General features: G+C 65.7%; 9 protein-coding genes and 1 tRNA gene. 6 read left to right on the top strand and 4 right to left on the bottom strand.

What is annotated here, in order from left to right:
- The first annotated feature begins 18 nt into the window (after positions 1-18).
- The gene (locus KF833_08735; protein MBX3745383.1) at positions 19-489 is read left to right on the top strand and encodes an EVE domain-containing protein; all 471 of its coding nucleotides are present in this window, start codon (positions 19-21) and stop codon (positions 487-489) included.
- On the opposite strand, the gene KF833_08730 is transcribed toward KF833_08735, so the two are convergent.
- Complete coding sequence (locus KF833_08730; protein ID MBX3745382.1) at positions 426-1,670, bottom strand: MFS transporter; 1,245 nt, start codon at positions 1,668-1,670, stop codon at positions 426-428. The genes KF833_08735 and KF833_08730 overlap by 64 nt on opposite strands.
- Positions 1,655-2,812, bottom strand: a complete 1,158-nt coding sequence (gene galK / locus KF833_08725; GenBank protein MBX3745381.1) for a galactokinase — start codon at positions 2,810-2,812, stop codon at positions 1,655-1,657. Before galK ends, KF833_08730 begins: the two co-directional genes overlap by 16 nt.
- Positions 2,813-3,577: 765 nt before the next feature.
- Between galK and KF833_08720 the strand changes: the two genes are divergently transcribed.
- From KF833_08720 to KF833_08710, 3 genes are all read left to right on the top strand, one after another.
- Positions 3,578-6,187: a DUF2569 family protein gene (locus KF833_08720; GenBank protein ID MBX3745380.1), complete on the top strand. Its 2,610-nt coding sequence runs from the start codon at positions 3,578-3,580 to the stop codon at positions 6,185-6,187.
- Positions 6,188-6,887: 700 nt separating this feature from the next.
- Entirely contained in the window at positions 6,888-8,042 is a 1,155-nt protein-coding gene (locus KF833_08715; protein ID MBX3745379.1) for a PQQ-binding-like beta-propeller repeat protein, read from the top strand.
- A 66-nt stretch (positions 8,043-8,108) separates the two neighbouring features.
- Positions 8,109-9,404 (top strand): dicarboxylate/amino acid:cation symporter, encoded by a 1,296-nt coding sequence (locus tag KF833_08710; protein MBX3745378.1) that lies wholly within the window; start codon positions 8,109-8,111, stop codon positions 9,402-9,404.
- Here KF833_08710 and KF833_08705 read toward each other — a convergent pair.
- Positions 9,399-11,078, bottom strand: coding sequence for a cryptochrome/photolyase family protein (locus KF833_08705; GenBank protein MBX3745377.1), 1,680 nt, complete (start codon positions 11,076-11,078; stop codon positions 9,399-9,401). The genes KF833_08710 and KF833_08705 overlap by 6 nt on opposite strands.
- Positions 10,979-11,728: an SDR family oxidoreductase gene (locus tag KF833_08700; protein MBX3745376.1), complete on the bottom strand. Its 750-nt coding sequence runs from the start codon at positions 11,726-11,728 to the stop codon at positions 10,979-10,981. Before KF833_08700 ends, KF833_08705 begins: the two co-directional genes overlap by 100 nt.
- Positions 11,729-12,048: 320 nt before the next feature.
- On the opposite strand from KF833_08700, the gene KF833_08695 reads away from it, so the two are divergent.
- Both KF833_08695 and KF833_08690 read left to right on the top strand, forming a co-directional pair.
- Positions 12,049-12,564, top strand: coding sequence for an SRPBCC family protein (locus tag KF833_08695; protein MBX3745375.1), 516 nt, complete (start codon positions 12,049-12,051; stop codon positions 12,562-12,564).
- 236 nt (positions 12,565-12,800) lie between these two features.
- A tRNA-Glu gene (locus KF833_08690) sits at positions 12,801-12,876 on the top strand.
- Positions 12,877-12,907: the final 31 nt, after the last annotated feature.

The following is a 12,907-nucleotide window of genomic DNA, read 5'->3' as shown; positions in this document are numbered from 1 at the left end:
CCGCGGCGCACTCTTCTCATGAATCACTGGCTCGTGAAACAGGAACCCGCCGATTACGCATGGACTGCCTTCGTCGCCGACGGCCGCACGGCCTGGACCGGCGTCCGCAATTTTCAGGCCCGCAATCACCTCCGTGCCATGCGGGAAGGTGACCAGGTGGCCTACTACCACAGCGGGGAGGGCAGGGAGGTGGTCGGTATCGCCTCGGTCGTCCGCGAGGCCTATCCCGATCCCACCGCCACCGAGGGCGACTGGTCCTGCGTCGATCTGAAGGCAGGCGAACCCCTCCCATACCCCGTTCCCCTCGCCGCCATTCGCGACGACGCGAACCTCCGGGAACTCGCCCTGGTCCGGCAATCCCGCCTCTCGGTCATGCCGGTCTCCCCGGCCCAGTGGAAACGCCTCCTCGAACTCGGCCGACAGGGTCAGCCGCCCGTCCCGGACGCCCCCGCCGGTTCCGGCGGAGGCAGGCGACCGCGACCACGGTAAGTGGCGAGGAAATAGCCCAGCACCACCGCGACGCTTCCCGCCAAGCCCAGCCAGAACTGCGTCCAACGCACTCCCGACGGCCCGTCGCACACGGCAAACCATGCCCCGGAGCCCAGATAACCGATCAGGTTCCCGCCGCCCAACGCGAGCAGCGACAACAGCGCCTGGGCCCGGGCCCGCCAGGCCGGGTCCACCCGTTCGTTCAGGTAGATCGGCACCGTGACGAAGAAAAGCGTGAAGGCCAGTCCGTGCAGCGACACCCCGGCCATGAGGAGAACCCGGTCGTCCGCCGCGTACAGCAGGTACCGCAGCAGCGCGAACACCAACCCGCACGCGAAGATCCACTTCAACCGCCAGCGGGTGATCAACACCCCAAGCCCCAGCATCGCCAGGATCTCCGTGACCTGGCCCACACTCATCCACGCCGACGTCCGTTCCAACCCCAACGCCAGCATGTGCGGCGGCGTGTACGGATAGAACGCCGCCAGCGGGACCGCCACCAGAAAGGCCGTCACCAGCACCACCCGGTGGTCCGGGTTCCGCAACAGCGCCAGCGCGTCCAGACCCAGCCGCTGCCGCACCGTCAACGGCCCCGAAGTCCCCACCGGCTTCACCCCCGGAACCGCCAGCGAGAAACCCGCCAGAACCACCCAGGTCAGGGCGCTCGCGTAGGCTGACAACGTCGAGGCATCCGCCCGCAAGGCGCTGATCCACCAGCACCCTGCCATCCAGCCCAGCGTTCCCATGGCCCGCAACGGCCCAAACTCCCGCCGCGCATCGCGCAACCGCGCCAGGACAATGGTGGTGGACAGCCCCCACGACGGCGCCGCCGCCAGCGCATGCAACTGGATCCACAGCAACACCACCCCTGCCGACCATCCCCGCTCAATCGCCACCGCCACCATCGCCATCAACGCCGCCGTCGCCACCGACAACCACCGCAACACTCCGATTGGCGTGGCGTGCCGGTCGGCGATGGCTCCGAAAATCAGCGGGGACACCAGCGCCGCCACCGCCGACGTCGCGAACGCATACGGCTTGATCCCCGACAACCCGTGCGCATCGAGCACCGGGCTCATCGGCACAAACCACATCCCCAACGCCATCCCGTGCAGGAAGAACAGCGCCCCCAATTGACCCCGGCTCGACCACCAGCTGGCGTCCCTCACAACGGACTCCATGAGGCGCCTTCCCCCGCCGTCGTGACCCACACCCGCAGGTCACGGCCGGTTCCCCTTCGGTAGCCGTCGCTCATGGCCTCCCGAAACGCCTCCACCGATCCCGCCTCGACCAGGTTCACCGTGCTGCCGCCAAACCCGCCCCCGGTCATGCGTGCCCCCACGGTCCCGGGTGCCATCCCCGCCAGTTCCACCAGCAGGTCCAGCTCCTCACAACTCACCTCGTAGTCGTCCCGCAGGCTCCGGTGCGAGGCCTCCATCAGTTTCCCCATCCCGGTTCGGTCCCCCCGTTCGAGCGCCACTGCGAACGCCTCGACCCGCCCGTTTTCCCCCACGACGTGGCGGCATCGGCGCCGGATCGTTGCGGGCAAGGCCTCCGCCCCTTCCGCCCACCGCTCCAACGTCACGTCCCGCAACGCCCGGATCTCCGGCCAGCGTGCGCGCAACCGTTCCACACCTTCCTCGCATTCCGCCCGGCGCCGGTTGTACTCGCCCCCGGCCAACTGATGCCGCACGCCGCTGTCGCAGATCGCCAGCCGCAGCTCCCCCGGAATCGGCAGGTGCCGGAACGCCAGCGACCGGCAATCCAGCAACAGGGCCGTCCCTGCCCGCGCATGCACCGATACGAAAGGGTCCATCACCCCACATTGCGTCCCCGCATATTCCCGTTCAGCCCGCTGTCCCGCCAGCGCCAGCCGCACCCCGTCCCAGGTCAACCCCGCCGTCGCCAGCAACGCCACCCCCACACTCATGGTCAGCGCCGCCGAGGAACTCAATCCCGCCCCCTCCGGCACCGTCCCGGACACCCTCAGATCCGCCCCCCGCAATCGATACCCGTCAGCCTCGATCGCCGCGGCGATGCCCCGCACATAGTCGCTCCAGTGCCCCTGCCGGGGAGCACCGGGCGCGTCGAGTTCGAACTCCACCGACTCCCCGGGATTGGCCGCCTGCACCCGCACCCGCCGGTCGTCCCGCGCCGCCGCCGCCGTCCAAGTGGCCTCGTCCAGCGCTGCCGGCAGGACCAGCCCGTCATTATAATCCGTGTGTTCCCCGATGAGATTGACCCGTCCCGGCGCGCGGCTCACGCCGCCAGGCTCCCGGCCGTACACCTGCCGGAACCCCGCCACCACCGTCGTTCCATTCACCGCGCCACCCTGCCCGGGCCCCGCCCCCGACGCAACGGGACAGACGCAACCAGGAGACTTGCTATTTGGCAGGCACGCTGTTGTTGACCAAAAAGCATGTTACAAGTCAGGCTTTTCCTCATTGACACCAATTCCCCGGCCGATACCCCCCGCAATTCCACTCGCCCGGCCCTTGGGGATGACCTGATCGCAGGTGGTCAATAATACATTTCCGAATCAATGAGGCAGGCATATAAGATGTTGACTCCGAAACTAAAAAATCCTCCGGCGTCGTATTGTTGACATCAAGACCCGCCCGATGTCCCCCAGCAGTTCTCATTTTGAGAGGGCGGCCTGAGCGCGAGGGTGATGGAAACGTAGCGTGATCGACGGGGAGAGCCCTGGGGGAGGGCAGAAGGGAGATTCGGGCAAAGCCTGAGCCCCGCGGACCGAAGGGCCGCGTTGCGGGAGGATCTCCCGGTCAGGCTTTCTTCGCGTACGGCCCCAGTTCGAGACCCCGCATCATGAAGTCCAAGAGCTCGCTCCAGCCGGGAAAGTGGATGTAGCGGGTTGAACCACCAAGCTTGGCTTGGCGCTTTCCGGAAATCGCGGAGTCGGTTAGCACGCGCTCGGTTCGGTGGGGAACCGTCACGGTGTCGATCGTCGTGGTGCGGGCAGGGTTCCTTCTTGCGGGCGGTTGGACGAATGCACAGGTTCTACTCCGGTTCAGGACGCACAGATCGGTCGAGTGCGGACCGTGGCCATGGCTATTGGGTACAAGTGTCTATGAACGCAAGGCGTGGTGGCGGGCGTGTGGCCGGGTGGATTGCGGGTTTTCTCTCATGGTTCCTGTTCTGGGCGGGGGGAGTGTATGGGGCCGAGGCGGATCCCGCGTCCCGGGTGTCCGTCACGCCCCAGCCGGATTGGGTTCGGACATTGGATGATGTCGCGATGCAGTCGGCTGGGGAGAGCGGCACCCGTTGGCAGGGGGAAGGCTCGCGGTATCGCATCTTGGAGAGACAGGATTACGCGGACCGTGGCGAGCGGTTTTTCCGATCGTTCGTGTCCATCGAGAACGAGTCGGGTCTTGAGGACACGGGGAATCTGACGTTCCCGTTCAATCCGGCGCACGAGGAGCTTCTTCTGCATCAGGTTCGGATCTGGCGGCGGGGTGAGCCGATGGACGTCCTCGATGCCGGGCGGATCCGGGTGCATCAGTCGGAGGACCAACTGCGGGACCAGATGCTCACGGGGACAAGCGTGGCGGTGTACCTGGTGGAGGGGTTGAGCGTGGGGGACGGTTTGGAGACCCGATACACGATTCGGGGGCGGAATCCATCGATGGACGGGCATTATTGGGCCGAGATCCGGATTTCCGGCGTTTCGCGGACCGACCGAAGGCGGATCCGGATGGTGTGGGATTCGGGACGGACCGTGCAGATGCGTGCGCGCGGTCATGTTCCCGAACCGGAAATTCAGCGGGACAACGGGCGAACGGTTTACCTGTGGGACCTGACGGATGTCCCGGGTGTGACGTACGAGGAATGGATGCCGTCGGGGTATGAGCCGTCGGCACGGATTGAGTTCAGTGATTTCTCGGAATGGCGGGAGGTGGTTGCCTGGGCGATCCGGGCTTACGGACTTGTGGAAGCGCCGCTGCCGGCGTCCTTGGAAGCCAGGATTTCAGAGTGGTCGGATGCGGGGGGGTCGGGGGAGGAACGGATTCTGCGGGCGCTGGAGTTCATCCAGGACGAGATCCGTTACACCTCGGTTGCGATCGGGCCGCAGGCATTCGAGCCCTCGCCTCCGGGGGAGGTGTTCGAGCGTCGGTTTGGTGACTGCAAGGACAAGTCCGTACTCTTGTGTTCGATTTTGAGGCGATGGGGTTATGACGCGGTTCCCGCGCTGGTGCACAGCGAGTCCGGAGGAGGATTGCCCTCCCGGCTGCCCACGCCGTTTGTGTTCGATCACGTGATTGTCCGGTTGGAGTTGGACGGACAGGTGATCTGGCTGGACCCGACGCGTTCGCACCAGGGAGGGAGTCTGGCGGAACGCGCGCTGGACGCGTTCGGGTGGGCGTTGCCGATCCGCGACGGCGTGACGGAATTGGAGCCGGTGTCTGTTCCGGTGCGAGCGGGCGTTTCGGAGTGGCTGATGACACGGTTCGACGTGAGCGATTACGGCGCCGCGGCGCGAATGACGGTGATGTCGGTGTTCCGGGGTGCGGAGGCGGATCGGATGCGGCGCCAGCTTGCGCGTCGGGACTGGGGGGAAATCGCGAAGGAGTACGAGATTTTTTACGCGGAGTATTATCCCGGGATCCGGGATGCGGAACCGCTGGACGTTGTGGACGACCGGCGGACGAACGAGTTGAGGTTGAAGGAACGGTATTGGGTGGAGGATCTGTGGGAAGCGGACGGGGACTCGGGCCGGGAGATGGCGACCTTCATGCCGGACCTGATGATTCATGCGCTGCGCGAGTCCGGATCGCGCCGTCGAACCGCGCCGCTGGCTTTGAAGCATCCACAGCATCTGCTTCAGGAGATCGAGGTGCATCTGCCCGACGGGGGGTGGGACGAGCTTGCCGGGATGGAAGAGGAGGTGGTTCATGACACGTTTCGATTCCGGTTCCGCCGGGTGCCGGCGGATACGAGAATGCGGTTCGAGTACGAACTCGAATCCCGTGCGGGTGAGATCGCGCCGGGGGCGTTGCAGGGCTATCTGCGGAAGGTGCGGGAGGTGCAGGATCTCTTGGGCGACACGCTGTACCAGCCTGGGTCAGGGGGGGAGGGCGGGTGGTTCGCGAACTTGAACGGTTACATGGCGGCATGGGTGATGTTGAATTTTCTCCTCGCCGTGGCGGCGGTCGGCATCGCGGCGATCGTCCTGCACCAACGACCGCCGCCTTTGCCGGGGCCCGGTTCGGGGGATCCCCGATGGAGCGGCATTGGGGGCTGGTTGATTCTGCTGGGGATCGGGGTTTGCATTTCGCCGCTGGTGCGATTGCACGGGCTCTGGGGTGCGAGGGAGGGCTTCTTTTCGATGGAAGTCTGGAGGGCGGTGACGACGCCGGGAAGCGAGGCATATCATCCGGCGTTCGGTGCGCTCCTGGTATTCGAGGTCACGATCAATACGTGGCTGCTGAGCCTGAATCTCCTGGCGATCACCCTGTTCTTCCGGCGGCATCGAGTGTTCCCGGCCGTGATGATGACGCTCCTGATCGGGAACGCGCTGTTCCTGGGAATCGACGAGGTCTGGGGAAACACGATTCCGTCGGTGGCGGAGAACGCCGACACCGCCTCGAAGCGGGACCTGATCAGAGCGGGGGTTGCCGCGGTGATCTGGACGACCTATCTGCTCCGTTCCCGGCGGGTGACCGCCACATTTGTGCGATAATCCGAGGCGTAGGGGGCGCCGAGAGTTTGTCGGTTACGGGTTCGCGAAGCGAATCGCGCGTCGCGTACGATTCCCCGGGGAGTCAAAAGGAAAAGGTATCGGTTCTCACTCTTGCCGGAAGCGGTTTGACGGCAAGGTCCGGTGACGCGTGGGGAGGCGTCGGCCCGATGTGTCGGCGAAGCGCGGTTGCGGTCGAAACCTGGCGTGTCTGCCGAAGGGTCGGGGATCGAGACGAGGGAGAGTTCGGGCGCGGCGGGGGCGGCTCCAAGCCGGGCGGAGTGGGGCAGTAGTGAGAACCGACCCCTTCGGCGCGATACGGCGGCAGGTGGGGATTGCGGGACACTACTCGAGGGGTTGGAGGAGGAGTTCGCCGAGATCGAGCACCGACGGTTCGGTGAATTCGGGGATGAGGACGGGCAACCTTATATGGCCGGGCTTATTATAGTGGAACGGTCAATGCAATGCGGTTCCTTCCACTGTTCTGTTCTCCCTGTCCCGTCGGACCGGGTATCCCATCGGCGGAATGGCGAATGCCAACCCGCCCCCACACCCTCCGCTCCGCAGAACCCCAAATCCCCATAGGAAATCAACCATCCTCACGCCCAACCGTTCGCCAGGGATTCGAGGTCCCTTCGGAGCACCCGGTGCAGGTTTGCCAACCGGACCGTCACGCCGAATAGTCGCCCACGTTTCGCGTGCCATGCAGATGCCAATCCGACGCCTCCTCGCCCTCGCCGTGCCCTTGGCACTCCTTGTCCATGCGCCCGGCGCTCATCCTGCCACGGATGCCGCCGACGCCGCCCCGCCCGATGCTTGGTCCTCCTTTCGCGGCACCCCTTCCCTCCGCGGCGTCACCCGGGCCACTCTCCCCGATGCCCCCCGGCTCCTGTGGTCCTTCACCACCGGCGGCCCGGTGAAATCCACCGCCGCTATCGTGGATGGCCTCGCCGTGCTGGGATCGGACGATGGCCATGTGTACGCCCTGCGAATGGCCGACGGCACCAAGGCCTGGTCGTTCCAGACGGATGGCCCCGTGCTTTCCTCCCCCCTCATCCGGGACGGGCGGATCTTCGTCGGATCCGCCGGCACCAACTTCTACGCCCTCGAACTCGCCACTGGAAAGGAAGTCTGGCGCCACGGCATCGACGCCGAAATCAAGAGCAGCGCCAGTCCGTTTGCGGCCCCGGACGGCAAGGGCACCTGGCTCGTCTTTGGCGGCTACGACAACCGCCTTCATTGCCTCGACGCCGCCACAGGCCGTTCCAACTGGGTCTATGAAACGGGCAACTACGTCCACGGCGTCCCCGCCGTCGGCGACGGCGTGACCGCCTTCGGCGGCTGCGATGCCATCGTGCATGTGGTCAACCTTGCCGACGGTACGCTGGCCCGGGAAATCGACGGGGGCGCCTACATCATCGGGTCCGCTGCGATTGTGGACGGCTTCGCCTACGTGGGTCAGTACGGCAACGAGTTCCTTGCCATTGACCTCGCCAAGGGAGAGGTCGCGTGGCGCTATCGCGACCGCAACTTCCCCTACGGAGCCTCGCCCGCCGTCACCGACCAGCTCGTGATCTTCGGCGGACGCGACCGGCGGATCCACGCGGTGGACCGTGCCACCGGCAAGGCCCGCTGGACCTTCGGCACCCGCGGAAGGGTGGAGAGTTCGCCCGTGGTTGCCGGCAACCGGGTCATTGTCGGCTCCGATGACGGACGCATTTACCTCCTCGACCTCGACGACGGACGCGAACGCTGGAGCTACGAGGTCGGTCAGGCGGTGCAGAGTTCCCCGGCCGTCGTCCAGGACCGCTTCGTCATCGGCGCCGACGACGGCGTCGTGTACGCCTTCGGGCGTTAGGTATTGCCGACATCGAACTCCCGTCTCGACACCCCTGCCGATTCCGACTACGCCCACCGGCGCATCATGAGCGCCGGAGGAGACAAACTCGCTGTCCGAATCCTGACCGGACTGGTCATTGGTGCGGTGTTGGGCGCCGCCGTGGTCCTCACCGGTTCCGAGGCCTTCATCGAGAATGCCCGCACCGTGGCGGTCCAGTTCTGCGACCCGATCGGCCGGATCTTCCTTGGCCTCCTGTTCTTCGTGGTGATCCCGCTGGTGTTCGCATCGCTCACCCTTGGCGTGGTCCAACTCGGCCGCCTCGACCGCCTCGGCCCCCTGGCCGGAAGGACCTTCGCGCTGTTCGGTCTCAACATGGCCATCGGGGTCACCATCGGTCTGGTGGTGATGAACACGGTCCGACCCGGTGGCCGGATCGACGACGCCACCCGCGACCGCCTCATGGAGGAATTTCAAACGGGCGCCAGCGAGGCCCGGGTGCGCTCCGAGACCGGGCCCGGCATGAGCTTCAGCACCCTGGTCGATATGTTCTTCCCACGGAACCTCGCCAAGGCGGTGGTCGAGTTCCAGATGCTCCCGCTGATCGCCTTTGCCCTGATCCTCGGGGTGGCCGGCACCCAGTTGCCCGAGGAGGAACGCAACGGCATCAAACGCGCCATGCAGGTGGTCTGCGACCTGATGACGCGAATCGTCCATTACGCCCTGCTGCTGGCCCCGTTCGCCGTGGCCGCCATGGTCTTCAGCGTAGCCGTCAAACTCGGCATCGAGTTCTTCGTCGGCAAGCTTCTCGTCTTCGTCCTCTGTGTCCTGGGCGGCATCGCCATCCACCTGTTCGGCACCATGTCGCTGCTGGTGACCCTCCTCGGCCGCCGTTCGCTCCGGGAGTTCTTCCCGGCGGTCACCACGGTGCTGGTCACCGCCTTTTCCACCAGCTCCAGCAGCGCCACCCTCCCGACCAGTATTCGCATCGCCCGGGAACGCCTCGGCGTTTCCCCCAGCACGGCCGGATTCGTCCTCCCCCTCGGCGCCACCATGAACATGAGCGGCACCGCGCTCTACGAGGGCTGTGTCGTGTTGTTCGTGGCCCAGGTCTTTGGTGGGATGATGCCCATCCCCCAGCAGATCGTGCTCGTGCTCCTGGCCGTCCTGAGTTCCGTCGCGGTCGCCGGCATTCCCGGCGGATCGCTCCCGCTCATTGTCGGACTTCTCATCAACTTCGGCCTTCCCCCCGAGGGCATCGCCCTGGTCATCGGCGTCGATCGCATCCTCGACATGGCCCGTACCGCCCTGAACGTTACCGCCGACGTGGTCACCGCCGTCATCGTGGACCGCTCGGTGCAAGCCGATCCCGGACCCTCATGACGGGTCGCCCCCGGCGGCACAGGCGCCCCGGATACCATCCGCCTTCCTCCCGATCGCGGCCCTCCGCCCGGCGTCCAGACGCTCCAGGTTCCGCAAGGCCATCGCCATCCGCGGGTTTCGTGTCAGCGCGTCCCGGTGCCTCGACAGGAAATCCCAGTACAGCGTGGTAAAGGGACACGCCCGCTCCCCGGTGGCTTGGGCCGGATCGAACCGGCAGGACGCGCAATAGTTGCTCATCCGCTGAAGGTATTTCCCGGAGGCCACGTACGGTTTCGAGGCCATCAGTCCCCCGTCGGCGAACTGCGACATCCCCAGGGTGTTCGGCAGTTCCACCCATTCGACCGCGTCGACATAGACCGCGAGATACCATTCGTGCACGGCACGCGGACGCACCCCCAGCAGCAAGGCAAACAAACCGGTCACCATCAACCGCTGAATGTGATGCGCGTACCCATACTCGAGGGTCTGCCCGATGGCTTCCTTCAGGCAGTTCATGCCCGTCTCGCCCGTCCAGTAGAACCGGGGCAGCGGTTGATCTGCACCCAGGTGGTTCCGATCGGCGTACCCGGGCATGAACCGCCAGTAAATCCCCCGTACATACTCCCGCCACCCGAGCACCTGCCGGATGAAGCCCTCCGCCGAGGCCAGCGGCACCCGTCCCTCGCGCCAGGCCCGCTCCACCGCCGCCACCACCTCCCTCGGATCGAGCAGCTTGAGATTCATGGCCGCCGAAAGCCGGGAATGGAACAACCAGGCGGATGACCCGCCATCGAATCCCGGCAGGCCGTCCCGACACCCCGCCCACATGGCATCCTGGTGCCGCCCAAACCGGTCGAGCCGGTGCCGTACGAAATCCTCCAAAGCCGCCCGCGCCTCGGTCGGCGTCACCGGCCAGTCGAACCGCGCCAACCGTCCCGGGTGCCCCGGAAAGCGCCGGTTCACCAACTCCAGGACCTGCCGGGTCACGGCATCCTGCGCGAACCCCCGTGGCATCGGAACTTCCCCCGGCCCACCCTTCCCAAAGGCCTCCCGGTTCTCGTCATCGAAGTTCCAACGTCCGCCCTCCGGTTCGGCTCCATCCATCAGCACCCCGTGGCGGCGGCGCATCTCGCGGTAAAAGTATTCCATCCTCAACTGCCGCCGCCCCGCCGCGTGCTGCTCGAACTCCTCCCGGGTACTCAGGAAGTGCCGGTCATTCCGCACCTCAAGCGGCACCCCGGTCTCCCGTGCCACCTCCTCGAGATCTCGACGCACCCTCCATTCGCCAGGCTCAACCGTGATCAGCCGTTGCGGCCGCCACCGGTCCACCGCCTCCCGCAGGGCCAGCCCCAGCGTGTCCCGACCGTCCCCCGACTCCAGCTCCCGGTAGTGAACAGGAATACCCCGTTCCTTCAGGTCCTCCCGGAAATGCCGCATGGCGCTCAGGAACAGCGCGATCCTCGCCTTGTGCGACCAGACGTGCGTGCTCTCCCCGCTCACCTCGGCCATCCACACCGCGTCGCACCCCGCATCGAAACCGTCCCAGGCCGCGGACTTTGCGTCCAGTTGGTCGCCAAGGACCACGATCAGGTTCTTCACGTTCCCAAGGTCGGTCGCGGTTGAATCGAACTGAGTCCGCCGTCCACCGCCAGCACCTGACCCGTCACCCAGGATTGCTCCGACGACAGAAACCATCGGATGGCCCCCGCCACCTCGTCCGCTTCCCCGATCCGCCCCAATGGGTGAAGGGCCACGGACGCCTTCAGGGAGGCCTCGTGCCGCGTCAATGCGGCTGTCAGTGGTGTCCGGGTCAGCCCGGGCGCCACACAGTTCACCCGAATCCGATGCCGCGCATAAGTCGCAGCCGCCGATTTCGCCAGACCGACCACCCCGGCCTTGGCCGCGGCGATCGCCTCGTGATGGATCATCCCCCGGATGGCCACCGCCGATGCCATCAGCACGATCGAACCGCCGTCCCCACGCATCATGATCCGCACCGCAGCCCGGAGTACATGGAAGGAACTGGTCAGGTTGGTCGCCAGCACCGAGGCCCATTCGGCGTCCCCGGTCGTGTGCGCGGGCTTCAACAGCAGGGAGCCTGCCGCGTTCACGACCCCGTCGAGTCGTCCCCACCGGTCCGTCGCTTCCTCCAAAAACCGATCCACCTCCCCCGACTGCGTGGCATCCACCAATGCCCCGTGGGCCCCCAGTTCCGCAACCAGCGGATCCAGCCTGGACCGGTCCCGGGCGGCCAGACTCAATTGGTACCCGGCCGAAGCCAACTGCCGTGCCAGTGCGCCACCTATGCCGCCCGTAGCCCCGACGATCGCCACATGTCGATTCATAAAAGACCTCGTCGTTTCACCCCTTCTCCGCCTGCATCGCCTCTGCACCCACCTGCCGGCCAAACCCCTGCACCGTGCCGGGTATGGTCGTTTTGTCAATATTTTGTCTATTATATGGCGACTCCGGGGCATCCGGCATCTCCCGGGGTCTTGTTCGAATATATCTGACTTAATGCGAGGATGATGCAGGGCTGTTGCGGTTGGCTGTTGCGAGTTCGCTCTTTTGATGTCTAAGATTTGTTCGTGATAGGACACGACCCAATGTCGAGGGTTCGATCCACCTCAGGTGGGATTCGCAGGTGGATCTTCGACCCCGGACCATGAGCGCGACCCTCTTCGAATCCGAACTCTGGCTCCCGCGGCCGCGCCATGAGGTCTTCCCCTTCTTCGCCTCGGCTCGGAACCTGCAAACCCTCACTCCGCCCTGGCTCCATTTCGAGGTCCTCACCCCGGAGCCCATCCCCATGCACCCGGGTGCCCTCATCGACTACCGCATCCGGGTCCACGGCATTCCTCTGCGCTGGCGGACGGAGATCGCCGAATGGGAACCGCCGCATCGCTTCGTCGATGTCCAGCGCCGCGGTCCCTACACGCTGTGGCATCACACCCATGCCTTCGAGGAACGGGACGGAGGCACCCAGTGCCGGGATGTCGTCCGGTACCGGCCACGCGGAGGCTGGTTGATCGACAAGCTTTTCGTGCGGCGCGATGTCGAGCGAATCTTCGCCTACCGCCGCAAGCGCCTTCTCGCCCTGTTCGGGGAGGAAGCCGCAGAGGCGGTGACTCCAAGGGTTGCTGGACAGTCCTGCCGCAAGAAACGGAGATGCCCCGTGTGATCCGGTGCATTCCGGAGTTGTGGATGAGGAGGCGCGAATCGGAGGGACGAGCTCCGCGAGTCCTCAATCCAACGCTCCACACCGTTGCGGCCTCGTGGAACTCAGCCCTCCAAAGCGACGCTTAGCGGCGGTCGCGCCTCTCCCCGCACCTCCGGGATGCACGGCGTGTGAAGCCAACCTGGGAATTGCTGGTGACAGGTCCGGCCCATTCCTTATAGTGCCCGCCGCTTCCGGGCGACCCCATCGTCTAGAGGCCTAGGACACCGCCCTTTCACGGCAGTAACCGGGGTTCGAATCCCCGTGGGGTCGCCAATTTTCTCCCAGTCACTCCTGTTCACTTTCT

The organism is Verrucomicrobiia bacterium (genome assembly GCA_019634625.1).
Classification (GTDB): domain Bacteria; phylum Verrucomicrobiota; class Verrucomicrobiia; order Limisphaerales; family CAIMTB01; genus CAIMTB01.
This window is presented reverse-complemented; position numbering and strand designations above follow the sequence as displayed.